This is a genomic window from Microbacterium sp. WCS2018Hpa-23 (genome assembly GCF_031843845.1).
Classification (GTDB): domain Bacteria; phylum Actinomycetota; class Actinomycetes; order Actinomycetales; family Microbacteriaceae; genus Microbacterium.
This window is the reverse complement of sequence record NZ_JAVTIZ010000005.1, coordinates 28,645-53,865: the sequence shown is the minus strand read 5'-3', so window position 1 is coordinate 53,865 and position 25,221 is coordinate 28,645. Positions and strand designations below refer to the sequence as shown.

The following is a 25,221-nucleotide window of genomic DNA, read 5'->3' as shown; positions in this document are numbered from 1 at the left end:
TCGGCATCCGCCTTTTTTCGTGCGCGCCGGTAACGTGAACCGGGTGAGCATGCTTCCCGTTCCTGACACCGCGATCATCGTCGTCGCCGCCGGCTCCGGCACACGACTCGATGCCGGAGCGCCCAAGGCGTTCGTAGGCATCGACAGCCATTCGATCCTCCGCCACGCCCTCGACGGCGTCTTCGCAGCGGCACCCGCCCAGGTGATCGTCGTCGCCCCCTCGGGGTTCGAGGGCGATGCCGAGACGGAGCTCCGTGCGGCCGCGGGCGACCGTGCCGATCTCGGCAAGGTCGTCACCGGCGGGGATACGCGCCAGCGATCAGTGGCGGCCGGGCTCGATGCACTGTGGGGGGACGTCACGCGCGTGCTGGTGCATGATGCGGCGCGCGCGCTGACTCCTCCCGAGGTGATCGACGCGGTCGCTGCCGCCATCGACGGTGAGATCGGGATCCTCCCGACGCTTCCCGTGGTCGACACCCTGAAGCGCGTGGACGGCGACGCGGTGGTCGGCCCGATCGATCGCTCGGAGCTCGCCGCGGCGCAGACTCCGCAGGGCTTCCCGCGTGCGCTGCTCGAGGCGGCGTACGAGACCGCGCTCGCGTCCGGCGTCGAGTACACCGACGACGCGGCCCTCTATGCTGCCGCGGGACATGGGGTCCGGCAGATCCCCGGGTCTGCGCGCGGATTCAAGATCACCACCGCAGCCGACCTCGAGCGTGCCCGTCACCTGCTCGCCGCAGTCACCGGGGTTTCTGCAGAGGCTTCCGCCGCTGCCCCCGTCCCGTGGAGCGGACCTCGAGTGGGACTCGGGACGGATGTGCACGCGTTCGGCGGCGGCGGCGATCTGTGGCTGGCGGGCCTCGAGTGGCCGGGGGAGCCGGCGCTGTCCGGGCACTCCGACGGCGACGCCGTGGCGCACGCGATCGTGGATGCTCTGCTGGGAGCCGCGGGGCTCGGCGACATCGGCGAGCACTTCGGAACAGCCCATCCCGAGTACGCCGGGGCGCACGCCGAGGTCTTCCTCGCGCGCACCAGGGAGCTGCTGGAGGAGTCGGGCTTCGCGATCGGGAACGTGTCTGCGCAGTTCCAGGGCAACCGTCCTCGGTTCAGTGCCCGCCGAGCGGAGGCTGAGCGGGTGCTGTCCGCGGCACTGGGCGGGGCACCCGTGTCGATCACGGCGACGACCACGGACGGACTCGGTTTCCCCGGCCGCGGTGAGGGGATCGCCGTCACTGCGGTCGCGATGGTGCGCCCGCGCTGACACGGTGCATCGCGAGCGCGGGAATGCCCCGGCATCCGCGCTCGTTGTCGGAGAGCGTCGTGCGGTCCTCGCACGAAGAAGAGGAGGAGGCATCATGAAGGTCCTGATCATCGGAGCCACCGGACAGGTGGGTCGCACGGCCGTCGACGCGCTGACGGGACACGAGGTCGTCTCGGCGTCGCGCAGCAGCGAGCCGTCGGCCGACGTCACCGACTCGGCGTCCATCGAGCGCCTCTTCGCCTCGGTGGGACAGGTCGACGCCGTGATCGTCGCGGTCGGAGAGGTGCCGTTCCGTCCGCTCGGCGAGCTCGGCCGCGCCGACTACGAGTCGGCGTTCCGCGGCAAGGTGCTGTCACAGCTCGACGTCGTGCGCATCGGCACGCCGTACGTGCGCGACGGCGGCTCGATCACCCTGACCTCCGGCATCCTCTCGCGCGAGCCCATCGCGACCGGTGCCGCCGCGTCTCTCGTCAACGGCGCCGTCGAGTCCTTCGTGCTCGCCGCCGCCACCGAGCTGCCCCGCGGCATCCGCATCAACGCCGTGAGCCCGTCGGTGCTCGAGGACGCCCCGTCGTACCACTCGTCGTTCCCCGGCTTCGTGCCCGTGTCATCGCATCGCGTCGGACAGGCGTTCGCGAAGAGCGTGCTCGGGGTGCAGACGGGACGGGTCTTCCCGGTCGACTGACCAGCTCCTTTCCGATCTGCGGCAGGGCCCGAAATCGCACCCAGTCTTCGGAATCGGCGGCCCGGTAAGCTTGTGCGGTGACTCTCCGCCTCTACGACACCCGCGCACAGCAGCTGCGCGACTTCGTGCCTCTCGATCCCGAGAACATCACGATGTACGTGTGCGGACCCACGGTGCAGTCCGGTCCCCACATCGGGCACGTGCGCGCCGCACTGAGCTTCGACCTGCTCCGTCGCTGGCTGACGCTCCGCTATGGCCGCGTCACCTTCGTGCGAAATGTCACGGACATCGACGACAAGGTGCTCGCGAACGCGACCGACGTCGAGCCGTGGTGGGCGCTGGCGTACCGCATGGAGCAGGAGTTCACGGCGGCGTATGCCGGCGTCGGCATCCTCCCGCCGACGTACGAGCCTCGGGCGACCGCATCCATCCCGCAGATGCAGGAGATCATCACCACCCTGATCGACCGCGGTCACGCGTATCCGGCGCCCGATGGCTCCGGTGACGTCTACTTCGACGTCCGCTCGTGGCCCGACTACGGATCCCTCACCAACCAGTCGGTGGATGCCATGGAGGCTGCGGAGGACGCCGACCCCCGTGGCAAGCGCAACCCGCAGGATTTCGCGCTCTGGAAGGGCGCGAAGGCCGACGAGCAGGCGGATGCCGTGTGGCAGTCGCCCTGGGGCGCGGGGCGTCCCGGCTGGCACATCGAGTGCTCCGCGATGTCGAAGCGGTACCTCGGTGCGGAGTTCGACATCCACGGCGGCGGTCTCGACCTGCGCTTCCCGCATCACGAGAACGAGCTCGCCCAGTCGACTGCGGCCGGCGACGGCTTCGCGCGGTACTGGGTGCACAACGGCCTCGTGACCGTGGGAGGGCAGAAGATGTCGAAGTCCCTCGGCAACTTCACTCTCGCGCGCGATGTGCTCGCCGAGCGCGATCCTCTGGTGATCCGCTACGCCCTCGCCGCCGCGCACTACCGCTCGAGCCTCGACCTCACCGAGTCGTCGTGGACCGAGGCCGAGGCCGCGCTCGGACGGATCCGCTCGTTCCTGGAGCGAGGGAATCGGCTCGCGCCTGCTCGCTGGCAGGAGCATAAAGAGGGGCTGCCCACGCCGTTCTGGGACGCGATGAACGACGACCTCGGAGTGCCGCGCGCGCTCGCCGTGATCCACGACAGCATCCGCTCCGGCAATGCGAGACTGGATGCAGGGCAGCTCGACGAGGCGCGGCAGGATGTCTCCGACGTCCATGACATGACGGCCGTGCTCGGAATCAACCCGCTCGCACGCGAATGGAGCGACGGGGGTGGCGGTGCCACGGCATCCGCCCTCGACGCGCTCGTGCAGACGATGATCACCCAGCGTGCGCAGGCGCGCGCTGACAAGGACTGGGCGGCGGCCGATCGCATCCGTGATGCGATCGCCGCCGCAGGAATCACGCTGGAGGACTCTCCGGCCGGAACTCATTGGAGTATCGATGGCTAAGCCACAGCGCCCCGGCGCGAACAAGGGAAACAAGAAGGGCCCCACGAAGGGCACCGGCGGAATGGGGCGCAAGTCGCTCGAGGGTCGCGGACCGACCCCGAAGGCCGAGGATCGCGCCTGGCACCCCGCCGGCAAGCGCAAGGCCGCCGCCGAGCGCTATGCGGCATCGGGTGGAAAGGGCAAGCCGGGGCAGCGTCAGACGTCCGGCGGCAACCCGAACCGCTCGGCACGCTCGAAGGACAACACCACCGAGGTCGAGGTCGTCACCGGCCGCAATTCGGTGCTCGAGGCACTGCGCGCGAAGATCCCCGCGTCGGCGTTCTACATCGCGCAGCGCGTCGAGATGGACGACCGCGTCAAGGAGATGCTGTCGATCGCCACGAACCGCGGCATCCCGGTGCTCGAGGTCACGCGTCAGGAGCTCGACCGCATGGCCGGCTTCGACGGCGTGCACCAGGGCGTCGCCGTCAAGGTGCCGCCGTACGAGTACGCGCACCCGCAGGACCTGCTCGAGGCCGTGATCGACAAGGGCGAGGTCCCGCTGTTCGTCGCCCTCGACGGCATCACCGATCCCCGCAACCTCGGCGCGATCATCCGCTCGACCGGAGCCTTCGGCGGCCACGGGATCATCCTTCCGCAGCGTCGCTCGGCCGGTGTGAACTCGGCCGCATGGAAGACCAGCGCCGGCGCCGCCGCCCGCGTTCCGGTCGCCCTGGCGACCAACCTCACCACGCAGCTCAAGGAATTCAAGAAGCAGGGCGTCTTCGTGCTCGGCCTCGACGGCGACGGCGACGTGCTGCTGCCCGAGCTGCAGCTGGCAGACCGCCCCGTCGTGATCGTCACCGGATCCGAGGGCAAGGGGCTCTCGCGCCTCGTCGCCGAGACATGCGACCAGATCGTCTCGATCCCGATCTCGGCCGTGACCGAGTCGCTCAACGCCGGCATCGCGACGTCCGTCGCGCTGTACCAGGTGTCGTCGATCCGCAACGCGAAGAAGTAGGGGAGAAGCACATGGCTCGCATCGTCGTCCTCGGAGGAACCGGCTACGCCGGACGCCACATCGTCTCGGAGGCGGTGAGCCGCGGCCACGAGGTCGTCTCGGTGTCGCGCTCCGAGCCGTCGAACCCGGTCGACGGTGCGCGGAATGTGCAGGGATCCGTGCTCGACCTCGCGAGTCTGGGCGACGTCTTCGATGGTGCGGATGCGGTCGTGTCGGCGCTGTCTCCCCGTGGCGACATGGAGAATTCGGTGCTCGACGCGCTCCGCGGCCTCGTCGAGAAGCTGAGCGGCACGAAGACCCGCATCGGCGTGGTCGGCGGAGCCGGCGGCAGCCTGGTCGCTCCCGGCGGCCCTCGCCTCTTCGACCTCGACTTCCCCGAGGAGTACAAGCACGAGGCGCAGGTCGGCATCGACTCTCTCGCACTGCTCGAATCGACCGACGAGTCGCTCGACTGGTTCTTCATCCACCCGGCCGAGGTCTTCGGGCCTTGGGCCGAGGGAGAGCGCACCGGTCACTACCGCGACGGCGGCGACGTCCTCGTGCGCGACGCAGACGGCAAATCGTTCATCTCGGGTGCGGACTTCGCGATCGCCGTGGTCGACGAGGTCGAGCGCGGTGCGCACCGTCGCGGGCGCTTCACCGTCGGGTACTGAACCGCGGAGAACACGATCAGACGAGGTCGCGCCAGTCGATCTCGTCGTCGTCATCGGTGACGGGATTCGAGCCCGTGATCACCGGCAGGCTCATGGTCTCGGTGGGCGGACCCATGATGGTCGCCTCGTCGCGCCGGTGCCGTAGCACCTCGTTGATGTAGCTCGTCAGCACTTCCGCAAGAGGTACGGAGCGCCCCTGCGCCTGTGACAGGTACCAGCGGTGCTCGAGCACCTGGTGGAACACCTCGGCGGGTTCGAGCTTGGCGCGCAGCTCCCAGGGGATCGCGCGCACGACGGGCTCGAACACGCGGGTCAGCCACTCGTGCGCGTACATCTCCTCGTCGGCCCACTGCTTGGTGGATCGAGCCCGGAACTCATCGAGGTCGTTGAGCAGGCGCCGCGCCTGGTTCTCCTCGACATCGAGTCCGGTCAGGCGGATGAGCCGCCGCTGGTGGTGCCCGGCATCCACCACCTTCGGCTGGATCTCGACGACCGTGCCGTCGGCGGTCGTCGACATCGACATCTCGTCGATGTCGAATCCGAGCGCGTTGAGACGCTCGACGCGCTCGGTGATGCGCCAGGTCTCTGCCGACGCGAAAGACTCCTGCACCGTCAGCTCGGCCCACAGCGAGCGGTAGGACGAGACGATGCCGTCGGCGATCGCGATCGCGTCGACGCCGTGCTCGAGCCGGCCGCCCGCGGCGAGGTCCATGATCTCGCCGGCGATGTTGGTGCGGGCGAGATCGAGGTCGTAGGCGCGCTGGCCGTCGGTCAGACCCTCCTCGTGCAGCTCGCCGGTCTCGGCGTCGACGAGGTATGCCGCATAGGCACCCGCGTCGCGCCGGAAGAGGGTGTTCGAGAGCGACACGTCGCCCCAGTAGAAGCCGACGTTGTGCAGGCGCACCAGCAGCACCGCGAGGGCGTCGACGAGGCGTGTGGCGGTGTCGGGGCGCAGCACCCGGGTGAACAGGGCCCGGTACGGCATCGAGAATCTCAGGTGCGACGTCACGAGCGCGGCCGGAAGCGGTTCGCCTGCGGCATCCGTCCGTCCTGCGATCACCGCGACGCGGTCGACGCAGGGGATGTCGAGTCGTGCGAGGTTGCCGAGCATCTCGTACTCGCGCTTCGCCATCTCATCGGTCGTCTCCTTGACTGCGACGACGCGGCCTGAGAGATCGGCGAACCGCACGAGATGGCGGGAGAGGCCCTTCGGCAGCGACACGATCAGGTCGGACGGCCACTTGGCCAGTGTCGTCGACCAGGGGAGGGCGAGCAGCCCCGGGTCGATCGAGCTCGCGGTGATCCGCAGCGCATCCTGCATGGCTCTCCAGACGGTGGGTGAGAAAAGCAGAAGCGGCGCGGGTGACCGAAGTCAGCCCGCGCCGCGTCTGTGGATCCGATCAGGCGGAGACGATCGGCTTGTCGTTCAGGCGCACACCCGACTCGATGTCGAACGCGTGCACGTGGCCCGCGTTCGCAGCCAGGGTGACGGTCTCGCCAGCGTTGGGGTGGCTGCGACCGTCGACACGGGCGACCAGGTCGGCGCGCTTGCCGTTGATCTCGGTGTGACCGTAGAGGTAGCCGTCGGCGCCGAGCTCCTCGACGAGGTCGACGACGACCGAGAGGCCCTTGCCGTCGGCCGGGCCGACGGTGATGTCCTCGGGACGCACGCCCACAGTGACCTGCGAGCCGTTGGCACGGCCGACGGTGTCGCGGTCGAGCGGGACGACCTCGGTGCCGAAGCGGATGCCGCCCTCAGCCAGGTCTGCGCTGAACAGGTTCATGGCGGGCGAGCCGATGAAGCCGGCGACGAACACGTTCTCGGGCTTCTCGTACAGGTCGCGCGGCGAGCCGACCTGCTGGAGCAGACCGTCCTTGAGGACAGCGATGCGGTCACCCATGGTGAGAGCCTCGGTCTGGTCGTGCGTGACGTAGACCGTGGTGACTCCGAGGCGACGCTGCAGCGACGCGATCTGCGTACGCGTCTGGACGCGGAGCTTGGCGTCGAGGTTCGACAGCGGCTCATCCATGAGGAAGACCTGGGGCTGACGGACGATCGCGCGACCCATCGCGACACGCTGACGCTGACCACCCGAGAGGGCCTTCGGCTTGCGGGTCAGGTACTCCTCGAGGTCGAGCAGCTTGGCGGCCTCGAGAACGCGGCTGGCGCGCTCTTCCTTGCCGACGCCGGCGATCTTGAGCGCGAAGCCCATGTTCTCGGCGACCGTCATGTGCGGGTACAGCGCGTAGTTCTGGAACACCATCGCGATGTCGCGGTCCTTCGGCGGCACGTCGGTGACGTCGCGGTCACCGATGAGGATGCGACCGGCGTTGACCTCTTCGAGGCCGGCGAGCATACGCAGCGAGGTGGACTTTCCGCAGCCGGAAGGGCCGACGAGAACGAGGAATTCGCCATCGGCGACCTCGAGGTTGAGCTTGTCGACAGCCGGGCGGGTTCCGCCGGGGTAGAGGCGGGTGGCCTCGTCGAAAGTCACAGATGCCATTGTGTTTCTCCTTCACCGGCAGGTACGTGCCGGACGATCCGTAGTGATAGAGCGGCGGAGTGATCCGCCGTGACCCCTCATCGGGTCGGGTTCAGTATGTCAGAAACCTGTCTATCTGGGTATTTCTCAGCCTGGCTGGTTAACATCGTTCTCGGCCGCTTAACGCGGCGTTCGCCGCCCGAGTGGCGTCCGGGGCCACCCTGCCCCCCTGAGACTGTCTAGAGGAACGATGTCGAGCGACGAGACGCCGAACGTCCCCAGCCCTCGCAATTCGCGTGAGGTCGTGCGGGAGAAGGCACAGAAGGTGCATGCCCAGCAGTCGAGGGCGCGCGTGATGCGACGGATCATCCTCGGCGCGATCGCCGTGGTCGCCGTCGGTGCGATCGGCACTGCCATCACCCTCGCCGTCTCGGCGCAGGTGTCTAAGCCGCAGCTCACCCCGGGCGGCATGGACGAGGACGGCATCCTCGTCTCGGACATCAGCGCGACCGCAGCGTCCGACGAGGGCGTCGCAGCTCCCAGCCCCGACGAGACCGAGGCCGGAGGCGAGGCGGCACCGACCCCCGCACCGACCACCTCGAGCACCGTCGACATCCACATCTACGTCGACTACCTGTCGCCGGATGCCGGTGAATTCGAGCGCGCGAACGCTCGCCAGCTCGTGAACTGGATCACCGAGGGCGCGGCGACCGTGACGTACCACCCGGTCGCACTGCTCACCGCGAGCTCGAACGGCACGAAGTACTCGTTGCGCTCCGCCGCGGCCGCGGCATGCGTCGCGACGCATTCGCCGGCGCAGTTCTACGCCTTCAACCACGACCTGCTCGACGACCAGCCCGAGGTGAACACCGACGGCTTCTCAGACGCGCAGCTCGCCGACATCGCCGGCGCCGTGGGCTCGGACAACGTCAAGAGCGTGCGCTCCTGCATCGAGGACCAGGACTATGTGACCTGGGCGAAGGATGCCACCTCGCGCGCCCTCGAGGGCCCGCTCGTCGGCTCGGACGACCTCGTGCTGACCGCAGCGCCCATGATCGTCGTCAACGGCGAGGCCTACGTCGGTGCGCTCGACGACCCGAGCGAGTTCTCGCAGTTCGTGCTGACCGTCGCGAGCGACGCGTACTACGCCACCGAGTCGCCCAGCCCGACGCCGACTCCCACCCCGACCACCACGCCGTAGTTCTCGGCACGAGCCGCCCCTCGCTAAGCTGGGTGGCGTCCGCCGACTTGGCGCAATTGGTAGCGCACCGTACTTGTAATACGGGGGTTGCAGGTTCGAGTCCTGTAGTCGGCACAGTGCACGAAGGCCCGCATCCCCTGTGAAAACCGGGGACGCGGGCCTTCGTCGTTTCCCGGCTGCTGTTCGACGGGGTTCGCACGACATTCGGCGTCACACGCGAAATAGTGTGCGGGAATCACGGGTTGTCCCGAGTATGACTCGTATCGGAAACAGTGACCTCGACGTCCTCCCCCTCTCGCTCGGTGGCAACGTGTTCGGCTGGACGGCCGACCGCGACGCATCGTTCGCCGTGCTCGACGCGTTCGTCGACGGGGGAGGCGACTTCATCGACACCGCCGACTCGTACAGCTCGTGGGCGCCGGGGAACTCAGGCGGTGAGAGCGAGGCGATCATCGGCGAGTGGCTGGCCTCGCGCAAGCCCGAGGGCGTGGTCGTCGCCACCAAGGTGAGTCAGCACCCGGAGTTCAAGGGTCTCGCGGCCTCGAACGTCCGCAAGGCCGCAGAAGCATCGCTGGGCCGCCTCGGGGTCGACACGATCGACCTCTACTACGCGCACTTCGACGACGAGACCGTGCCGCTGGAGGAGACCGTCGGGGCCTTCGGCCAGCTCGTCGCCGACGGGCTGGTGCGCAACGTCGCCGTCTCGAACTACAGCGCCGATCGCATCCGCGAGTGGGTCGAGATCGCCCGCCGCACCGGCGTCGCCCTGCCCGTCGCCGTGCAGCCGCACTACAACCTCGTGCACCGCAACGTCGTCGAGGAGACGATCATCCCGGTGGCCGAGGAGTTCGGACTCGGCCTGGTGCCGTACTACTCGCTCGCGAGCGGATTCCTGACCGGAAAGTATCGCTCGGCCGACACTGAGGGGCAGACATCGCCCCGTGCCTCGGGTGCAGCGAAGTACGCCACCGAAGCGGGTCTGCGCATCATCGACACGCTCGAACAGATCGGCGACGCGCACGGCGCCTCGATCGCCGCGACCTCGCTCGCATGGCTGCGCGCCCAGCCGACCGTGGCCGCTCCTATCGCCAGCGCCCGCAGTGTCGAGCAGGTGCCGGATCTCCTCGCCGGCGCGCGTCTCGAGCTGAGGACCGAGGAGGTCGACGCGCTCGACCGCGTGTCGGAGTGGACTCCGGCGAAGGCCTGACAGACCTCGCGCCCTGCCCGCCGGCCTACGCGTCGGAGGGCAGGGCGTCGTCGTCGATGAGCCCGAGCCGGTGGGCCAGGATGACCAGATGGATGCGGTCACGGGCGCCGAGTTTCGCGAGAACGCGCCCCACGTGCGTCTTCACCGTCGACTCACTCACGAACAGCACCTGCGCGATCTCGGCATTCGACAGCCCGCGCGCGATCTCGAGGAACACGTCGCGCTCCCGGTCGGTGAGGTCGGTCGTAGGATCATCGATCGTGACGACCGGCCGCGCGGGAGAGGCACCCAGTCCCGGGGCCACGTGTTCGAGCAGCATCCGCGTCACCCTCGGCGCGAGCGCCGCGTCTCCTCGGTGGATGGCGCGGATGGCCGAGATCATCTCGTGCCGTTGCGCATCCTTCAGCAGGAATCCGCTGGCACCCGCCCGGATCGCACCGAATGCGTACTCGTCGAGATCGAACGTGGTCAGCACCAGAACACGAGTCTCGGGGTGCGCGCGGACGATCGCCTCGGTCGCAGCGATGCCGTCGAGTCCGGGCATCCGGATGTCCATCAGCACGAGATCGGGCTGCAGCGCCGCAGCCTGAGCGATGGCCGCGTGGCCGTCCTCCGCCTCGCCGACCACCACCATGTCGGCCTCGGCTTCGAGCACCATCCGGAACCCGAGTCGGATGAGCTGCTGGTCGTCGACGAGCAGGATCGAGATCGAGTCGGTCATGGTCTGTCCTCCAGGTCAGGGGCGGTGGGTTCGCTCGGATCAGGCGTCGTCGGGAGCTCGGCGCGCAGCATCCATCTGCCGCCCTCGAGCGGTTCTGAGACGACGGTTCCGCCGGCGTGCGCGGCGCGCTCGGCGAGACCGCGCAGTCCGAATCCCGACGTGCCGACCGGGCCCGTGGCGCCGTCGTTGACGATCTCGGCCGTCACTCCATCCGCCGTGTAGACGAGGCGGACGGCGATCGCCGTCGCACCCGGTGCGTGCCGCATCGCGTTGGTGACGCCCTCCTGCACGATGCGTCCGACCGCGTGGGCCACGGCCGGGGAGAGGTCGGCGCCACCTGAGACCGAGAGCGTCACGGGGTAACCTGCCCGCTGCGCGTGTGCGACGGTCTCCTGCGGCGGCGTCGGCGCCAGGGGCGCGAGCGGCAGCGGGGAGTCGTCGGCTCGCAGGACGCCGAGCATCGCGCGCATCTCGGAAAGGGCGCTGCGGGCCGTCTCGGCTGAAGCCGTGGCCGCTGCCCGCGCCTGTTCGGGATCGGATGTGGCGGAGGCTCCCTCGGACAGCGCGACGATGACCGTCAGTGAGTGGGAGACGATGTCGTGCATCTCGCGGGCGATTCGTGCGCGCTCTGCCGCGGCCGCGAGCTGCGCCTGCTGGTCGCGCTCGACGAGCAACTGCCGGGACCGGTCGATCACGGCGTCGAGGTAGCGTTTGCGGCCGCCCACGTTGACACCGATGAGGGTGCCGATCAACCCGAGCACGAGCGACATGATGACGGCGTTCGCGGCGATCTGCAGCGTGATGACGCCCGAGAGCGTGAGCAGCCCGCCGATGGCACCGAGCGAGGCCAGCCCGATGCCGAAGCCCGTCCACGCGGCCCGCGACGAGCGGTACACAGCGAGCGAGTAGCAGGTCACCAGCAGCAGCGGCGACCCGATCGGCTGCAGTGCGAAGAGGAATCCGGCCTCGAGCGCGAAGGAGGCGACGAACGGTATGACCGGACGTCGGCGCCGCCACAGCAGCGTCGCGCAGGCGGCGACGACTGATGCGGGAACCAGGATGGCCACCCCGATCGCGAGTGGCATCGGCAGATCGTTCGTGATGACGCCGGCGGGTACCAGCGAGAGCAGCAGGCACACCAGTGCGATCAGGACGTCGGCGACCACCGGATGCCGTGCCCAGAAGCGTCTCAGCACCCCGGGCGGACGCGGCAGCCGCAGCGCCTCGTCCTCGCGGACTGAGGTGCTGCGGCTGCGCGTTCTGCTCACCGGCCGACTCTACGCGGCTGCATCGCGGATCATCGCGATCACGCGTCGCGGGTGCGGAGCACGGCCCAGGCTGCGAGCATCCCCGCGGCGACCCAGCCGGCCAGCGCCAGGTACGCGACCGGGCCTTCGAGAGCAGCGCCGTCGGGCAGGATCGCGCTCTGCGCGGCGGCCACGGGCAGGTAGTTCGCGGCATCCATCACCCATGCCCAGCCCTCGCCGGCGATCGCGAAGAAGCTCGCGACGATCGGCAGCACGAACAGGAGTCCCACCGTCGCGGCGATCGCTCCGGCACCCGAGCGCAGGATGAAGCCGAACGCGACGCCGATCAGGGCGAAGACCGCCATGGCGAGTGAGGAGACGACGATCGGCAGGATCGACATCGACGGGTCGCTCCAGTCGATGCTCTGGTCACGCGGGGCGACGATCGCGGAGACCGCGAAGGCCGCAGCGGTGAAGATCACGAGCGACGACACGAACAGGAAGAGGCCGATCACGGTCGCCTTGGCGGCGAGCACGGATCCGCGCTTCGGGTTGGCCGCCAGCGTCGAGCGGATCATCCCGGTCGAGTATTCGCCGGTCACCGAGATCGCGCCGAGGATGCCGGCGAGCAGCATCGTGAACTGGATCGGCATCACGACGGCCTGGATGGGCTCGAAGCCCGGCACGTCGACCGCCTGGGCGATGAGCACGGCGATGCCGATCGTGAGGACGGCGGCGATGCCGATCGACCACCAGGTCGAGCGCAGCGTGGAGAGCTTGGTCCACTCGCCGCGGACCGCCCGGACGAACGTGAGGCGTCGGCCGGTGTCGACCTGCGCGCGGGTGAGGGGAGGAGCCTGGACGGTCATGAGATCTCCTTCGTCCGGTACTCGACCGAGTCGCCGGTGAGCGCGAGGTACGCGTCTTCGAGCGATCCTGTGGTCGGGGTGAGTTCGTGCAGGGGGATGCCGCGATCCGCGGCGAGGTCGCCGATGCGCGACGCGGGCAGACCGACGATGTCGAGAAGGTCGGGAGCAGAGCTCACGATCTCGACCGAGGGCCCTCCGACGGCGGCCGCCAGATCGGCGGCACGGGGGGTGCGCACGCGCACGGTGTTCGTCGTCCATGCGCGCACCAGCTCCTGCAGCGGAGCATCGGCGAGCACCTGGCCGCGGCCCATCACGATCACGTGATCGGCGGTCTGCGCCATCTCGCTCATCAGGTGGCTGGACAGCAGGACCGTCCGCCCCTCGGACGCCGCGTGGCGCACGAACTGGCGCACCCAGCGCACACCCTCGGGGTCGAGGCCGTTCACCGGCTCATCGAGGATCAACGTGTGCGGGTCGCCGAGCAGCGCGGAGGCGATTCCGAGTCGCTGTCCCATGCCGAGCGAGAACTTGCCCGCGCGCTTGCGGGCGACCGGGCCGATGCCGGCGAGGTCGATGACCTCGTCGACGCGGGAGGCGGGGATGCCGTGGGTCGCCGCCATCGCGCGGAGGTGATTGCGTGCGGTGCGGCCCGTGTGCACCGCCTTCGCGTCGAGCAGAACGCCGACCTCGGTGAGCGGTGCGCGGAGCTTCCGATACTCCCGTCCGCCGACGGTCGCCGTGCCGGAGGTGGGCCGGTCGAGGCCGACGATCATGCGCATCGTCGTGGACTTGCCCGCGCCGTTCGGCCCGAGGAATCCCGTGACCGTGCCCGGCTGCACCGTGAACGAGACATCCTGGACGGCTGTCTTGTCTCCGAATCTCTTCGTGAGGCCTTCTGCTGTGATCATGTCTTCGACGCTACAGACGGCGCCCAGGCCCGCGCGTCCTCCCGGGGTACCGTTCCGCCGATGCCGGGGGTCATCCTCGAGGCGGATGCGCGGTGTCCCGCGGTGCCGGTGCCGCGTTGTCAGTGCCGAATCACGGAGCGGGGCGTCCGAACAGATTCGGATCGACCGGACGCTGCGCCTTCGGAAGCTTCTCGACGACCAATCGGTACGACTCTGTGACGAGCTCGGTCACGAGGTCTTCCTCCAGAGAAGGCCCGGGCGTCAGCGTGATCCAGTGCTTCTTGTTCATGTGATAGCCGGGCACGATGTCGGCGAACGTCTCGCGCAGCGCCACGGCGTCGTCAGGGTGCGACTTGAGCGTGATCCTGCCGGTGCCGTCGAGGGGGACCAGTAGGAACACCCGCCCTCGTACCTTGTACACGTCCCATTCGGGGCCGAACGGGTTCTCCCGCTCTGCGCCGGGCAGCTCTTCTGCGCGCTCGGTCGCGGCAGCGTTCAGTTGTGTCGAGTCCATGGTGATCAGAACAGCCGCTCCGCGCCCTTGTCGTCCTCACGAGGGGCGGCGTGCACGCGCTCGTCGAGCGTCGCGGCGGCGAGCAGTGCCTCGTCGATGATCTCCTTCGTCGGCTCGGCGGTGAGCCAGTCCTCGCTCAGCGAGGCAGGGATCAGCAGCGGCATCCGATCGTGGATGCCGGCGAGGTGCGGAGGGGCCGGGCGCATCACGATCGAGTAGCACGTGTAGGACTCTCCGTCGGCTGTGCGCCCGCGTTGGGTGACGGCGGCCATGCCGAAGAGCGCTCCGTCGTCGATGAGGAACTCGTGCCACACGCGCTCGGGCTTCTTCATCTCGTACCAGCTGGTCGCGGGGACGAGCGCCCTGGTCTTCAACCCACCGGGCCGGTCCTGCAGGCGCTCGGAACGGGTGTTGATCGACGGGAACTTCGAGGGCTCTCCGCCGATCAGGAACCCCCACCACGCAGGCTCCAACGTCGGAGAGGTCTCGGGCTGCACCACGATCGGATTGAGGTTGCGAAGGTTCTTGCCGGTCGGACGCACGGTCTCTCGAGCGTTCTCCTGCGCCCACCCCCGGAGCCCCTCGAGCACCGCCTCGTCGGCCGCAGCGAGGAGCTCGGTGTCGGTGAACCGCGGATCCAGACCATAACTCGCGCACATGCCGTCAGGGTACGCCCGGCCGCCGACATCCGCCCGCTCGGCTAGGGTCGACAGGTGTCCCAGACCCGCCGACTCTCCCCGCCCGTCGCGCTCGGCGGGGCGGTGGCGATCGGCGTCATGACCGCCATCCAGGCGCGCATCAACGGGGTGCTCGGCGTCAAGGTCGACAACGGCATCGTCGCGGGCCTCATCTCCTTCGCGGTCGGGCTCGCCGCCCTGATCGTCGTGATCGCCTGCATCCCCTCGGCCCGGCGAGGAGTCGGCCGGCTGCGCGACGGCATCCGCGATCGGACGATCCCGTTCTGGATGCTCCTCGGCGGCGCGTGCGGAGCCCTCACCGTCTCGGCCCAGGGCGTCACGGCCGGCGTGCTCGGCGTCTCGCTGTTCACGGTCGGAGTCGTCGCGGGGCAGACGCTCCACGGCCTCGTGCTCGATCGCATCGGCTTCGGACCCGCCGGCGTCGTCGCCGTGACCCCCGGGCGTGTGCTCGGCGGGGCGCTGGCGCTCGCCGCAGTCGGGATCTCGCTCAGCGGCGACGTGCTCGCCACGGCGCCGCTGTGGATGCTCCTCCTGCCGTTCGCCGCGGGTGTCGGCATCGCATGGCAGGCGGCGACGAACGGTCGTCTGGCGCAGCGGGTGCAGTCGCCCCTCTCGGCGACTCTCATGAGCTTCATCGCAGGAACGATCGCGCTTCTCGTCGCTGCGGGCATCAGCGTCGCCGTGCGAGGTCTGCCGCAGGCGCCGCCCGCCGAGCCCTGGCTGTACCTCGGCGGGTTCCTGGGATCGGCCTACATCCTGCTCGGCGCCTTCATCGTGGCGCACACGGGTGTGCTGCTGATGGGGCTCGGGTCGGTGCTGGGGCAGCTCGCGACGTCGGTGATCATCGACCTGCTGTGGCCTGCGGCCGCGGGACCCGCCCCCTGGCAGATCGTCGGGATGGTGGTCGTCGCCGTGGCGTCCGTCATCGTCGCGCTGCCGCGTCGCCGACGGAGTTGACTACTTCTTCTTGGGCTGCGGCATCCGGGTGACGAGAGCGCTGGCGTCGACGGGCTTCCGTCGCCCCGGCTTCTTTCCCGCGGGCTTGCCCCCGACGTAGAGCCACCCGAGCAGCTCCTCGTTCTTGCCGATGCCGTGAGCCTTGGCGACGGCCTTCGAGCGCGTGTACCGTCCGGTGCGCCAGAGCACGCCCCAGCCGGCCTCGTCGAGCAGCAGACTGAGCATGTGCGCGACGCCGGAGGCGACGGCCTCCTGCTCCCACCGGGGCACCTTGTCGCTCTTGCGGTAGCTGGCGACCACGGCGATCAGCAGCGGTGCACGGAGGGGCTTCGACGACGGTGACTTGTCTCCCTCGGCCTTCGCGATCGCCGCACCGAGCACCTCGCGGTCGGACCCGCGCAGCTCGATGAGCCGCCACGGACGCAGCGACGAGTGGTCGGCGACCCGTCCGGCCGCGGCGACGAGCTTCAGCAGCTCGTCGCGCGACGGCGCCTCATCTGTGACCTTCGACCAGGACTGTCGCGCGCGGACGGCTTCTAGGGCCTTCACGACTCTTCGGGCGTGAAGTTCATCGCGATGGAGTTCATGCAGTAGCGGTCGCCGGTGGGCGTGCCGAAGCCGTCGGGGAAGACGTGGCCCAGGTGCGAGCCGCAGTTCGCGCAGCGGACCTCCGTGCGCACCATGCCGAGGGTCGTGTCCTCGATGAGCTGCACCGCGTCGGGGCGGATCGACTCGTAGAAGCTCGGCCATCCGCATCCGGAGTCGAACTTGGTGCCGCTCTTGAACAGCTCGGCGCCGCACGCCCCGCACGTGTAGAGGCCTGCGCGGCCCTCGTCGAGCAGCTCGCCCGTCCATGCACGCTCGGTCGCGGCTTCACGCAGCACGGCGTACTGCTCTTCGCCGAGCTCCTCGCGCCACTCTTCTTCGGTCTTGTCCACGCTGTACGACATCGGTCCTCCTGGGGGTCTGCTCCATTCTCTCGCGTTCGACGCCCCTCGGCGCCACGAGACAATGGATGCATGACGGATGCCGTGCAGCAGCGCTACGCGCGCTTCGCCGAGCAGGAGGCGCCAGGGCGCAGCGACCTGTATGTCGAATGGGCGGAGGGTGTCGCGGGCGACCCTGAGGTGCAGGGGATCCTCGCGCGGATCCCGGAGAACAGGCGGCAGCCTCCGCTCGTGTTCGCGGTGACGCGGATGCTGGGTGCGACACTCGACGGATACGGCGCCTGGCGGTCGTTCGTCGTCGCACGTGCCGACGAGATCGTCGTCGAGTGCACCGGGCGGCGGCTGCAGACGAACGAGCCGCTGCGACTCGCCCCGTTGCTTCCCGTGCTGTCTGAGATCGACGGCCCGATCGCGCTGCTCGAGGTCGGCGCCTCCGCAGGGCTCTGCCTATACCCCGACCGGTACTCGTATCGCTTCGTGGGCGCCGACGGGCGACTGCGGTCGTCGCTCGACCCCGCTGGCGGCCCATCGACCGTGTTGCTCGAGAGTCGTGTCGAGGGAGACCTTCCCCCTATCCGGATGCCCGACGTCGTGTGGCGTGCCGGCATCGACCTCGCGCCTCTCGACGCCCGTGATGACCGCGATCGACGCTGGCTGCAGGGACTCGTGTGGCCGGGGGAGCGCGGGCGGGAGCAGCGGGTGACCGCAGCGCTCGACATCGCGGCATCCGACCCGCCGATGCTCGTGGTCGGGGACGCGATCGAGCGGATCGACGCGCTCGCCGCCGACGCGCCGCGCGACGCCACGCTCGTCGTGACGACTCCCGGCGTGCTCGTGCACATCCCCAGAGAGGCACGTGAGGCACTCGTCGACCGAATCCGAGGGCTCGACGCGCGCTGGGTCACGATCGACCCTCCCGCGCTCCTCGACGTCTGGGTGCCTCCCGTCGCCGCCGAAGGATGGCCCGGCTTCGTGGTGGCGCTCGACGGGGAGGTGCGTGCGGCAGCCGACCCACTCGGCCGATGGTGGGAGTGGCGCGCAGGGATCGACGCGCCGGCGACCTAATCTGATCTCATGCTGGAAGAGCTGAGCGAGCGGGATCGTGCGATCCTCGCGCTGGAGACCGCGTGGCCGCGGCACGGCGGCGCGAAGGAGGAGACCATCCGCACCCAACTGGGCATGAGCTCGGCCCGCTATTACCAGCTCCTCGGCCGTCTCCTCGAGTCCGAGGCGGCATTGGAGTACGACCCCATGCTGGTGCGCCGCCTCCGCCGCATCCGCGACGCGCGATCGTTCCAGAGGGCGTCGCGAACCCCCGGTTTCGTCGGCTGACGGAGCTTCCCGCCACGCGCTGAGGCGCCACGATGCGGATACACGGGTCGGTGCCGTTAGCATCGAGGAGTGTCAAAGCCCAGCCGAGATCGATTCGACGACGTCCCCCGATCGTCCGGACGCGTCGGAGCGCACCGCGCCGAAGCCCCCGGGATGAACGGCTGGGTGGTCCTGCTCTGGTCCTTCGTGGCCGCACTGGTGCTGATCATCGGCGGCATCTTCGGCTCGCTGGTGGTGATGGGGCGGATCAGCCTCTTCCCCGAGGCCGTCCCGACCGCGACTCCCACGCCGGTGGAGACCGGCGTGGTCGACGTCACGTACTCGGTGATGATCCTGAACGCCTCGCCCGACGCGGGGCTGGACGAGCAGATGCGCGATGTGCTGATCAACAACGGCTGGGCGGCCGACGCCGTGTTCGCCAGCGACAGCGCGAGCCAGGACTTCTCGACCACGACCGTGTACTACATCGCAGACGAGGATGAGCTGGCGGCCATCGGACTCGCGAATCTGATCGGCGGAGCGGCGGTCGAGCAGAGCGACTTCTACGCCGATCTGAACGACACCGGGGCGAAGCAGCTCACGGTCGTCATCGGACTCGACCGATCGACGAGCGCGCCGGAGACTCCGGCGGAGACGCCCGCCCCGTAGACCGCCGCGCAGTCCCTCCGCGCAGCTTGCACTCGAAGGGGTCGAGTGCCAGAATGGCGTTAGCACTCTCTCACTCTGAGTGCTAAACCCAACGTCTACGTCCAGGAGGGACGACAAAACTCATGGCAAAGATCATCGCTTTCGATGAGGAGGCCCGCCGCGGCCTCGAGCGCGGCCTCAACATTCTCGCCGACGCCGTCAAGGTGACGCTCGGCCCGCGCGGTCGCAACGTCGTGCTGGAGAAGAAGTGGGGCGCCCCCACGATCACGAACGACGGCGTGTCCATCGCCAAGGAGATCGAGCTCGACGACCCGTACGAGAAGATCGGTGCGGAGCTCGTCAAGGAGGTCGCCAAGAAGACCGACGACGTCGCCGGTGACGGAACCACCACCGCCACGGTGCTCGCTCAGGCACTCGTCCGCGAGGGCCTGCGCAACGTCGCGGCCGGCGCAGACCCCATCTCGCTCAAGCGCGGCATCGAGAAGGCCGTCGCAGCGATCACCGAGGAGCTCCTCGCCAGCGCGAAGGAGATCGACTCCAAGGAGCAGATCGCCGCGACCGCGTCGATCTCCGCCGCTGACCCCGCGATCGGCGAGCTCATCGCCGAGGCGATCGACAAGGTCGGCAAGGAGGGTGTCGTCACCGTCGAGGAGTCGCAGACCTTCGGCACCGAGCTCGAGCTCACCGAGGGCATGCGCTTCGACAAGGGCTACCTGAACCCGTACTTCGTGACGGACCCGGAGCGCCAGGAGGCTGTCTTCGAAGACGCCTACATCCTCATCGCGAACCAGAAGATCTCGAACATCAAGGACCTTCTGCCCATCGTCGACAAGGTGATCCAGGACGGCAAGGAGCTCGTCATCATCGCCGAGGACGTCGAGGGCGAGGCTCTCGCGACTCTCGTGCTCAACAAGCTCAAGGGCATCTTCAAGTCGGTCGCCGTCAAGGCCCCCGGCTTCGGTGACCGTCGCAAGGCGCAGCTGCAGGACATCGCGATCCTCACCGGTGGTCAGGTCATCACCGAAGAGGTCGGTCTCAAGCTCGAGAACGCCACGCTCGACCTGCTGGGTCGTGCACGCAAGGTCATCGTCACCAAGGACGAGACCACGATCGTCGAGGGTGCTGGCGAGGCCGACCAGATCGAGGGTCGCGTCACGCAGATCCGTCGTGAGATCGAGAACACCGACAGCGACTACGACCGTGAGAAGCTGCAGGAGCGTCTCGCCAAGCTTGCAGGTGGCGTCGCCGTCATCAAGGCGGGCGCGGCAACCGAGGTCGAGCTCAAGGAGCGCAAGCACCGCATCGAGGACGCCGTCCGCAACGCGAAGGCAGCCGTCGAAGAGGGCATCGTCCCCGGTGGTGGCGTCGCGCTGATCCAGTCGGGCACCAAGGCTCTCGACGCTCTGTCGCTCACGGGCGACGAGGCGACCGGTGCGAACATCGTTCGCGTCGCGATCGAGGCTCCGCTCAAGCAGATCGCGCTGAACGCCGGTCTCGAGCCGGGTGTCGTCGCGAACAAGGTCTCCGAGCTCCCCTCGGGCCAGGGCCTGAACGCGGCAACGGGCGAGTACGTCGACATGTTCGCTGCAGGAATCATCGACCCGGCGAAGGTGACCCGCTCGGCGCTGCAGAACGCAGCCTCGATCGCGGCTCTCTTCCTCACCACCGAGGTCGTGGTGGCTGACAAGCCCGAGAAGGCTGCAGCTCCGATGGGTGACCCGTCGGGTGGCATGGACTTCTGATCCATCAGCACTGACAGAAACGCCCCGACCTCGGTCGGGGCGTTTCTGCGTTCACAGGTGGACGGACGAGGTCAGCGGAACAGACTCGCCGAATACTGGTCGGCGTCTGCATACTGGGTCGCCGCGCTGCCGAGCGAATGCCCGATCGATTCGAGCACCTGCTCGACGTGCAGCTGCGCCCCTCGCCACTCTTCGGCGCATGACTGGAACGCGGTCGATGCGGTGCCGACCCAGGACCCCTGCAGTTGGTTGAGCTGCGACATGAGAGTCGCGGACTCGGTCTGCAGACGCCCCATGGTTGCCAGCGCTGCGGCCTGAGCGGCACCTACGGCTTCGGTGTCTACGGTGATGACGGACATGGAACTCCTCTCGATTGGTGCTCCGACCATAGGAGAGTGCGGATGCCGGCATCCGTGCGATTCCGGGCAGCTACCGCTTGCTGTGCAGAATCTGCGAAAGCGGGCTCTCGTGCAGTGGCGGTCAGAGGTCGAGAGGCTCGAGCGGCTGGGTGTCCTCGAGCAGGTGCGCCGGGGTCGCGCGTGACGGCGCAAGGGGGAAGGTCACCGTGAACGTCGCACCGCCGCCCGGCGTCTCGGACACCGCGACGCTGCCGTGCAGCGCCCTGACGATCGACGACACGATCGCGAGCCCGAGGCCGGAGCCACCCGTCTCGCGTGCGCGTGAGGTGTCGGCTCGCCAGAACCGCTCGAAGATCTGCTCGCGGATCTGCGGCGGGATACCTTCGCCGTGATCGACGATCGCGATGCTCCCCGTTCCTCGGACCCTGTCGGCATCGACGACGAGCTCGATCGGGCTCTCCTCGGGGGAGAACCGGCGGGCGTTGCCCAGCAGGTTCGTGACGACCTGTCGCACCTTGTTCTCTTCGCCGAGCACGATCGGCGGGGTGCGCACCGGGATGTCCGCGGCTTCGGTGAAGTCGATGGCCGGCACCTCTGTCGATGAGTTGCGAGGCCGCCTGCGCAGACGCGCGAGCGTGCCGCGGGAGAGTCCCCTCGGTACCGGAGGCTGTGGGGACGGAGCGACGGGGTTCGAGCGCGTGGTCACATCGATCAGCGGTGCCTCGACGGTGCGGTCGATCACGGACACGGTGCGCGCGGGCGCGGCCGCGCGCAGATCCAGGGCGGCGTCACGGGCGATCGGGCGGAGGTCGAGAGCTTCGATCTCGGGCTCGCGCTCCTCGTCCAGCCGGGCGAGCGCGAGGAGGTCCTCGACCAGCACGCCCATCCGGATCGCCTCCTTCTCGATGCGCTCCATGGCTCGAGCGGTGTCTTCCTCGCCCTTGATCGCGCCCATCCGATAGAGCTCGGCATAGCCCCGGACGCTGACGAGCGGTGTGCGCAGCTCGTGGCTGGCATCGCCGATGAAGCGCCGCATGTGCTGCACGGTGCGGTCTCGCTGGGCGAGCGACCCGTCGACGCGATCCAACATGGTGTTGATCGCGCTGTTCAGTCGGCCGACCTCGGTCGTGGGCTCGAGATCCGTCAGGCGCTGGGTGAAGTCGCCGGCGGCGATCGACATGGCTGTGGACTCGACCTGTCCGAGCCGGCGGAAGGTGAGCGTGACGAGTCCTCGAGTGAGCAGGGCCGCCAGAAGGATCGTGACGAGCGCGACCGTGATGTAGATCCCGAAGTACTGGCCGATGATGCGATCGGCATACTCCAGCGGCATCGCGACGATCTGGATGCGCAGCGACCCGTCGCCCTCACCGGGCACACGGGCGACAGCCGCCCTGAAGCTCGTGCCCTGGGTGCCCTCGAGGGTGAACGGGGTGTCCTCGTTGTTCTGCACCGCGAGCGGCGAGTATGTCGAGGGGAACAGGGGTGCCCCGTTGGCGGAGTTGCCCGTCGTCGTCTGCAGCACTCCCTCGGCGTCGTAGATCGCGACGAAGAAGTCTCTGGGGGAGTCGGTGGGGGTGTAGACGGTCTTGCCGTCCTCCACCGTCACCTCGAAGTAGCGGTCGGCGAGATCGGCGGACACCAGCGCCGGCAACTGGGAGTCGATGTTGTCGATCAGCGAGTTGCGAAGGATGGGCACTGTTCCGAGCCCGGCGGCCAGCAGTCCGAGCGCGAGAACGGCCACGGTGACGCCTGTGACCTTCGCACGCAGGCTGATCGACCGCCACCAGCGGGTGATCGCGTCAGGCTTGTGCGCCATGCGGACCTCCCGGGATACGGATGCTGTGCGGCGTCAGCGAACGGCGGTGGGCCGGACTACTTGCCGACCTTGAGCATGTAGCCGAAGCCGCGCTTCGTCTGGATCACGGACTCCTCGGTGTGCGGGTCGATCTTGCGGCGGAGGTACGAGATGTAGCTCTCGACGATGCCGGCGTCGCCGTTGAAGTCGTACTCCCAGACGTGGTCGAGGATCTGCGCCTTCGACAGCACCCGGTTCGGGTTGAGCATCAGGTAGCGCAGCAGCTTGAACTCGGTCGGGCTCAGCTCGATCGATTCCTTGCCCACGTGCACGTCGTGGGTGTCCTGGTCCATCGACAGCTCACCGGCGCGGATGATCGACTCCTCGTCGGCCTGCATCGTACGCCGCAGGATCGCCTGGGCGCGTGCGACGATCTCGTCGAGGCTGAACGGCTTGGTGACGTAGTCGTCGCCGCCCGCGTTGAGGCCCTCGATCTTGTCGTCGGTGCCGTCCTTCGCCGTCAGGAACAGGATCGGAGCGGTGAACCCGGCGCCGCGCAGGCGCTTGGTCACGCTGAAGCCGTTCATGTCGGGGAGCATGACATCGAGGATGATGAGGTCGGGCTCCTCCTCCAGCACCGCCGAGATCGTGGCGGCGCCGTTGGCGACGGTCTTCACCTGGAACCCGGCGAAGCTGAGACCTGTGGAGAGCAGGTCGCGGATGTTGGGCTCGTCGTCGACGACCAGGATGCGCGCATCAGTCATGACCCCATTATGGTGACTTCGGCCATGGGGATGCTGATTATCCTTCGGAGCGGCGGTTTCGCCCACCGCGTACCGGGCTCCCCGAAGCGCCGGCGGAGCGCTCAGGCAGCGATCGCGTCAGCATCCATGATCGTGTAGCTGTATCCCTGTTCGGCGAGGAACCGTTGGCGGTTCTGCGCGTAGTCCTGGTCGATCGTGTCGCGCGCGACTAGCGTGTAGAAGCTCGCGGTGCGGCCCGACTGCTTGGGGCGGAGGAGTCGGCCGAGGCGCTGCGCCTCCTCCTGGCGCGAGCCGAACGAGCCGGAGACCTGGATAGCGACGGATGCCTCGGGGAGGTCGATCGAGAAGTTCGCGACCTTCGACACGACGAGCAGTGAGATCTCACCCTCGCGGAAGGCTCGGTACAGCTCCTCGCGCTCGTCGATGGGCGTGGCGCCCGTGATCTGCGGCGCATTCAACGATTGCGACAGCGAGTCGAGCTGGTCGAGGTACTGCCCGATCACGAGGATCCGCTCGTCCTTGTGCTTCGCGATGAGCTCGCGCACGGCGTCGATCTTCGCCGGGGCGGATGCAGCGAGGCGATAGCGCTCGTCGTCGGTCGCGGCGGCGTACTCGAGCCGGTCGTCCGGCGGCAGGTCGACCCGCACCTCGTAGCAGGCTGCGGGGGAGATGAACCCCTGCGCCTCGATCTGCTTCCAGGGCGCATCGAAGCGCTTGGGGCCGATAAGGCTGAACACATCGCCCTCGCGGCCGTCCTCGCGGACGAGCGTGGCTGTGAGGCCGATCCGGCGCCGCGCCTGCAGGTCGGCGGTCAGCTTGAACACGGGAGCGGGGAGCAGGTGCACCTCGTCGTAGACGATGAGGCCCCAGTCCAGAGCATCCAGGAGGGCCAGGTGGGCGTACTCGCCCTTCCGCTTCGCCGTGAGGATCTGATAGGTCGCGATCGTGACCGGCTTGACCTCCTTGGCCTGCCCGGAGTACTCGCCGATCTCCTCGGGGGTGAGGCTCGTGCGCTTGAGCAGCTCGTCGCGCCACTGGCGCGCAGAGACGGTGTTCGTCACGAGGATCAGCGTGGTCGTCTTCGTCGCCGCCATCGCGCCGGCTCCGACGATCGTCTTCCCGGCACCACAGGGCAGCACCACGACGCCCGATCCGTCCTTCGAGAACGCGTCGACGGCATCCTGTTGATACGGGCGGATCGCCCAGCCGTCCTCGGCCAGCTCGATCTCGTGCGGGGTGCCTGGCGTGTACCCGGCGAGGTCTTCGGCGGGCCAGCCGATCTTCAGGAGCTCCTGCTTGATCTGGCCTCGCGCCCAGGCGTCGACGACGAAGGTGTCGGGTGACGGGTGACCGATCAGCAGCGGCTGGATGCGCTTGTTGTTCGCGACCTGGGCGAGCACGGCGGGGTCGGTCGAGCGCAGGATCAGAGTGCCCTCATCGTCGCGCTCGATCACGAGGCGTCCGTAGCGGTTGACGGTCTCGCGCAGGTCTACGGCGACCGACGGGGGCACGGGGAAGCGCGACCAGCGGTCGAGCGTCTCGAGCATGTCCTCGGCGGTATGACCGGCGGCGCGCGCGTTCCACAGCCCGAGGCGGGTGATGCGGTAGGTGTGGATGTGCTCGGGCGCGCGCTCGAGCTCGGCGAAGATCGCCAGCTCGTGGCGGGCGCTCTCAGCATCGGCGTGGGCGACTTCGAGCAGCACGGTGCGATCGCTCTGGACGATCAGGGGTCCATCAGACATA

At 68.7% G+C, this 25,221-nt stretch carries 26 protein-coding genes and 1 tRNA gene; 13 read left to right on the top strand and 14 right to left on the bottom strand.

Annotated elements, in window-relative coordinates; translation table 11 throughout:
- The first annotated feature begins 49 nt into the window (after window positions 1–49).
- The 5 genes from ispD (at window position 50) to RQG77_RS09470 (ending at window position 5,086) form a co-directional block, all read left to right on the top strand.
- On the top strand, window positions 50–1,261 hold the full coding sequence (ispD, locus tag RQG77_RS09490; RefSeq protein ID WP_396653410.1) for a 2-C-methyl-D-erythritol 4-phosphate cytidylyltransferase: 1,212 nt from the start codon (window positions 50–52) through the stop codon (window positions 1,259–1,261).
- A gap of 94 nt (window positions 1,262–1,355) precedes the next feature.
- Window positions 1,356–1,946, top strand: a complete 591-nt coding sequence (locus RQG77_RS09485) for a short chain dehydrogenase (RefSeq protein WP_311244504.1) — start codon at window positions 1,356–1,358, stop codon at window positions 1,944–1,946.
- Window positions 1,947–2,023: 77 nt separating this feature from the next.
- Window positions 2,024–3,433, top strand: coding sequence for a cysteine--tRNA ligase (cysS, locus tag RQG77_RS09480; RefSeq protein WP_311244503.1), 1,410 nt, complete (start codon window positions 2,024–2,026; stop codon window positions 3,431–3,433).
- Window positions 3,426–4,433, top strand: a complete 1,008-nt coding sequence (rlmB, locus tag RQG77_RS09475; protein ID WP_056312591.1) for a 23S rRNA (guanosine(2251)-2'-O)-methyltransferase RlmB — start codon at window positions 3,426–3,428, stop codon at window positions 4,431–4,433. The genes cysS and rlmB overlap by 8 nt, the downstream gene beginning before the upstream one ends.
- Window positions 4,434–4,444: 11 nt before the next feature.
- The gene (locus tag RQG77_RS09470) at window positions 4,445–5,086 is read left to right on the top strand and encodes an NAD(P)H-binding protein (protein WP_311244502.1); all 642 of its coding nucleotides are present in this window, start codon (window positions 4,445–4,447) and stop codon (window positions 5,084–5,086) included.
- Between the two features lie 16 nt (window positions 5,087–5,102).
- Here the strand turns inward: RQG77_RS09470 and RQG77_RS09465 are convergent, their stop codons facing one another.
- Together RQG77_RS09465 and RQG77_RS09460 are read right to left on the bottom strand one after the other, a co-directional pair.
- On the bottom strand, window positions 5,103–6,407 hold the full coding sequence (locus RQG77_RS09465; RefSeq protein ID WP_311244501.1) for a DUF4032 domain-containing protein: 1,305 nt from the start codon (window positions 6,405–6,407) through the stop codon (window positions 5,103–5,105).
- Between the two features lie 79 nt (window positions 6,408–6,486).
- Entirely contained in the window at window positions 6,487–7,590 is a 1,104-nt protein-coding gene (locus RQG77_RS09460) for an ABC transporter ATP-binding protein (RefSeq protein WP_056312585.1), read from the bottom strand.
- A 229-nt stretch (window positions 7,591–7,819) separates the two neighbouring features.
- Between RQG77_RS09460 and RQG77_RS09455 the strand changes: the two genes are divergently transcribed.
- From RQG77_RS09455 to RQG77_RS09445, 3 genes are all read left to right on the top strand, one after another.
- A complete protein-coding gene (locus tag RQG77_RS09455; protein ID WP_311244500.1) occupies window positions 7,820–8,770 on the top strand; it encodes a thioredoxin domain-containing protein in 951 nt (316 codons plus the stop codon).
- Window positions 8,771–8,811: 41 nt separating this feature from the next.
- Window positions 8,812–8,884, top strand: a tRNA-Thr gene (locus RQG77_RS09450).
- A gap of 139 nt (window positions 8,885–9,023) precedes the next feature.
- Window positions 9,024–9,977, top strand: a complete 954-nt coding sequence (locus RQG77_RS09445) for an aldo/keto reductase (RefSeq protein WP_311244499.1) — start codon at window positions 9,024–9,026, stop codon at window positions 9,975–9,977.
- Window positions 9,978–10,002: 25 nt separating this feature from the next.
- On the opposite strand, the gene RQG77_RS09440 is transcribed toward RQG77_RS09445, so the two are convergent.
- The 6 genes from RQG77_RS09440 to RQG77_RS09415 all read right to left on the bottom strand — a co-directional run bounded on the left by RQG77_RS09440 (window position 10,003) and on the right by RQG77_RS09415 (window position 14,895).
- Entirely contained in the window at window positions 10,003–10,698 is a 696-nt protein-coding gene (locus tag RQG77_RS09440) for a response regulator transcription factor (protein WP_311244498.1), read from the bottom strand.
- On the bottom strand, window positions 10,695–11,966 hold the full coding sequence (locus RQG77_RS09435; RefSeq protein ID WP_311244497.1) for a histidine kinase: 1,272 nt from the start codon (window positions 11,964–11,966) through the stop codon (window positions 10,695–10,697). The genes RQG77_RS09440 and RQG77_RS09435 overlap by 4 nt, the downstream gene beginning before the upstream one ends.
- A gap of 38 nt (window positions 11,967–12,004) precedes the next feature.
- Window positions 12,005–12,814 (bottom strand): ABC transporter permease, encoded by an 810-nt coding sequence (locus RQG77_RS09430; protein ID WP_311244496.1) that lies wholly within the window; start codon window positions 12,812–12,814, stop codon window positions 12,005–12,007.
- Entirely contained in the window at window positions 12,811–13,722 is a 912-nt protein-coding gene (locus tag RQG77_RS09425; protein WP_311244495.1) for an ATP-binding cassette domain-containing protein, read from the bottom strand. The genes RQG77_RS09430 and RQG77_RS09425 overlap by 4 nt, the downstream gene beginning before the upstream one ends.
- Window positions 13,723–13,852: 130 nt before the next feature.
- On the bottom strand, window positions 13,853–14,236 hold the full coding sequence (locus RQG77_RS09420; protein WP_311244494.1) for an MmcQ/YjbR family DNA-binding protein: 384 nt from the start codon (window positions 14,234–14,236) through the stop codon (window positions 13,853–13,855).
- 5 nt (window positions 14,237–14,241) lie between these two features.
- Entirely contained in the window at window positions 14,242–14,895 is a 654-nt protein-coding gene (locus tag RQG77_RS09415) for an SOS response-associated peptidase family protein (RefSeq protein WP_311244493.1), read from the bottom strand.
- Window positions 14,896–14,949: 54 nt separating this feature from the next.
- On the opposite strand from RQG77_RS09415, the gene RQG77_RS09410 reads away from it, so the two are divergent.
- Window positions 14,950–15,891, top strand: a complete 942-nt coding sequence (locus RQG77_RS09410) for a DMT family transporter (protein WP_311244492.1) — start codon at window positions 14,950–14,952, stop codon at window positions 15,889–15,891.
- On the opposite strand, the gene RQG77_RS09405 is transcribed toward RQG77_RS09410, so the two are convergent.
- Both RQG77_RS09405 and msrB read right to left on the bottom strand, forming a co-directional pair.
- Window positions 15,892–16,440: a nitroreductase family protein gene (locus RQG77_RS09405; RefSeq protein ID WP_311244491.1), complete on the bottom strand. Its 549-nt coding sequence runs from the start codon at window positions 16,438–16,440 to the stop codon at window positions 15,892–15,894.
- Window positions 16,437–16,841, bottom strand: a complete 405-nt coding sequence (gene msrB, locus RQG77_RS09400; RefSeq protein WP_311244490.1) for a peptide-methionine (R)-S-oxide reductase MsrB — start codon at window positions 16,839–16,841, stop codon at window positions 16,437–16,439. Before msrB ends, RQG77_RS09405 begins: the two co-directional genes overlap by 4 nt.
- Window positions 16,842–16,910: 69 nt before the next feature.
- On the opposite strand from msrB, the gene RQG77_RS09395 reads away from it, so the two are divergent.
- From RQG77_RS09395 to groL, 4 genes are all read left to right on the top strand, one after another.
- Complete coding sequence (locus tag RQG77_RS09395; RefSeq protein WP_311244489.1) at window positions 16,911–17,903, top strand: DUF2332 domain-containing protein; 993 nt, start codon at window positions 16,911–16,913, stop codon at window positions 17,901–17,903.
- Window positions 17,904–17,912: 9 nt separating this feature from the next.
- Window positions 17,913–18,170, top strand: coding sequence for a DUF3263 domain-containing protein (locus RQG77_RS09390; RefSeq protein WP_311244488.1), 258 nt, complete (start codon window positions 17,913–17,915; stop codon window positions 18,168–18,170).
- 69 nt (window positions 18,171–18,239) lie between these two features.
- Entirely contained in the window at window positions 18,240–18,818 is a 579-nt protein-coding gene (locus RQG77_RS09385) for a LytR C-terminal domain-containing protein (protein ID WP_311244487.1), read from the top strand.
- A 122-nt stretch (window positions 18,819–18,940) separates the two neighbouring features.
- Window positions 18,941–20,560, top strand: coding sequence for a chaperonin GroEL (gene groL / locus RQG77_RS09380; RefSeq protein ID WP_042539806.1), 1,620 nt, complete (start codon window positions 18,941–18,943; stop codon window positions 20,558–20,560).
- 71 nt (window positions 20,561–20,631) lie between these two features.
- On the opposite strand, the gene RQG77_RS09375 is transcribed toward groL, so the two are convergent.
- The 4 genes from RQG77_RS09375 to RQG77_RS09360 form a co-directional block, all read right to left on the bottom strand.
- Window positions 20,632–20,919, bottom strand: coding sequence for a WXG100 family type VII secretion target (locus RQG77_RS09375; protein WP_056312559.1), 288 nt, complete (start codon window positions 20,917–20,919; stop codon window positions 20,632–20,634).
- A 121-nt stretch (window positions 20,920–21,040) separates the two neighbouring features.
- Window positions 21,041–22,735: a HAMP domain-containing sensor histidine kinase gene (locus RQG77_RS09370; RefSeq protein ID WP_311244486.1), complete on the bottom strand. Its 1,695-nt coding sequence runs from the start codon at window positions 22,733–22,735 to the stop codon at window positions 21,041–21,043.
- Between the two features lie 56 nt (window positions 22,736–22,791).
- Window positions 22,792–23,478, bottom strand: coding sequence for a response regulator transcription factor (locus tag RQG77_RS09365; protein WP_042539813.1), 687 nt, complete (start codon window positions 23,476–23,478; stop codon window positions 22,792–22,794).
- A 101-nt stretch (window positions 23,479–23,579) separates the two neighbouring features.
- A complete protein-coding gene (locus tag RQG77_RS09360; RefSeq protein WP_311244485.1) occupies window positions 23,580–25,220 on the bottom strand; it encodes a DNA repair helicase XPB in 1,641 nt (546 codons plus the stop codon).
- Window position 25,221 lies beyond the last annotated feature (1 nt).

What these genes read in the sequence shown, in the direction of transcription:
- RQG77_RS09455 (WP_311244500.1), top strand. Translation starts at nt 7,820, where the DNA reads ATGTCGAGCGACGAGACGCCGAACGTCCCCAGCCCTCGCAATTCGCGT.
- RQG77_RS09390 (WP_311244488.1), top strand. Translation starts at nt 17,913, where the DNA reads ATGCTGGAAGAGCTGAGCGAGCGGGATCGTGCGATCCTCGCGCTGGAG.
- ispD (WP_396653410.1), top strand. Translation starts at nt 50, where the DNA reads ATGCTTCCCGTTCCTGACACCGCGATCATCGTCGTCGCCGCCGGCTCC.
- rlmB (WP_056312591.1), top strand. Translation starts at nt 3,426, where the DNA reads ATGGCTAAGCCACAGCGCCCCGGCGCGAACAAGGGAAACAAGAAGGGC.
- RQG77_RS09395 (WP_311244489.1), top strand. Translation starts at nt 16,911, where the DNA reads ATGACGGATGCCGTGCAGCAGCGCTACGCGCGCTTCGCCGAGCAGGAG.
- RQG77_RS09460 (WP_056312585.1), bottom strand. Translation starts at nt 7,590, where the DNA reads ATGGCATCTGTGACTTTCGACGAGGCCACCCGCCTCTACCCCGGCGGA.
- RQG77_RS09425 (WP_311244495.1), bottom strand. Translation starts at nt 13,722, where the DNA reads ATGATCACAGCAGAAGGCCTCACGAAGAGATTCGGAGACAAGACAGCC.
- RQG77_RS09440 (WP_311244498.1), bottom strand. Translation starts at nt 10,698, where the DNA reads ATGACCGACTCGATCTCGATCCTGCTCGTCGACGACCAGCAGCTCATC.
- RQG77_RS09430 (WP_311244496.1), bottom strand. Translation starts at nt 12,814, where the DNA reads ATGACCGTCCAGGCTCCTCCCCTCACCCGCGCGCAGGTCGACACCGGC.
- RQG77_RS09445 (WP_311244499.1), top strand. Translation starts at nt 9,024, where the DNA reads ATGACTCGTATCGGAAACAGTGACCTCGACGTCCTCCCCCTCTCGCTC.
- RQG77_RS09420 (WP_311244494.1), bottom strand. Translation starts at nt 14,236, where the DNA reads ATGGACTCGACACAACTGAACGCTGCCGCGACCGAGCGCGCAGAAGAG.
- msrB (WP_311244490.1), bottom strand. Translation starts at nt 16,841, where the DNA reads ATGTCGTACAGCGTGGACAAGACCGAAGAAGAGTGGCGCGAGGAGCTC.
- RQG77_RS09485 (WP_311244504.1), top strand. Translation starts at nt 1,356, where the DNA reads ATGAAGGTCCTGATCATCGGAGCCACCGGACAGGTGGGTCGCACGGCC.
- RQG77_RS09465 (WP_311244501.1), bottom strand. Translation starts at nt 6,407, where the DNA reads ATGCAGGATGCGCTGCGGATCACCGCGAGCTCGATCGACCCGGGGCTG.
- RQG77_RS09360 (WP_311244485.1), bottom strand. Translation starts at nt 25,220, where the DNA reads ATGTCTGATGGACCCCTGATCGTCCAGAGCGATCGCACCGTGCTGCTC.
- RQG77_RS09365 (WP_042539813.1), bottom strand. Translation starts at nt 23,478, where the DNA reads ATGACTGATGCGCGCATCCTGGTCGTCGACGACGAGCCCAACATCCGC.
- RQG77_RS09415 (WP_311244493.1), bottom strand. Translation starts at nt 14,895, where the DNA reads ATGTGCGCGAGTTATGGTCTGGATCCGCGGTTCACCGACACCGAGCTC.
- groL (WP_042539806.1), top strand. Translation starts at nt 18,941, where the DNA reads ATGGCAAAGATCATCGCTTTCGATGAGGAGGCCCGCCGCGGCCTCGAG.
- RQG77_RS09375 (WP_056312559.1), bottom strand. Translation starts at nt 20,919, where the DNA reads ATGTCCGTCATCACCGTAGACACCGAAGCCGTAGGTGCCGCTCAGGCC.
- RQG77_RS09470 (WP_311244502.1), top strand. Translation starts at nt 4,445, where the DNA reads ATGGCTCGCATCGTCGTCCTCGGAGGAACCGGCTACGCCGGACGCCAC.
- RQG77_RS09370 (WP_311244486.1), bottom strand. Translation starts at nt 22,735, where the DNA reads ATGGCGCACAAGCCTGACGCGATCACCCGCTGGTGGCGGTCGATCAGC.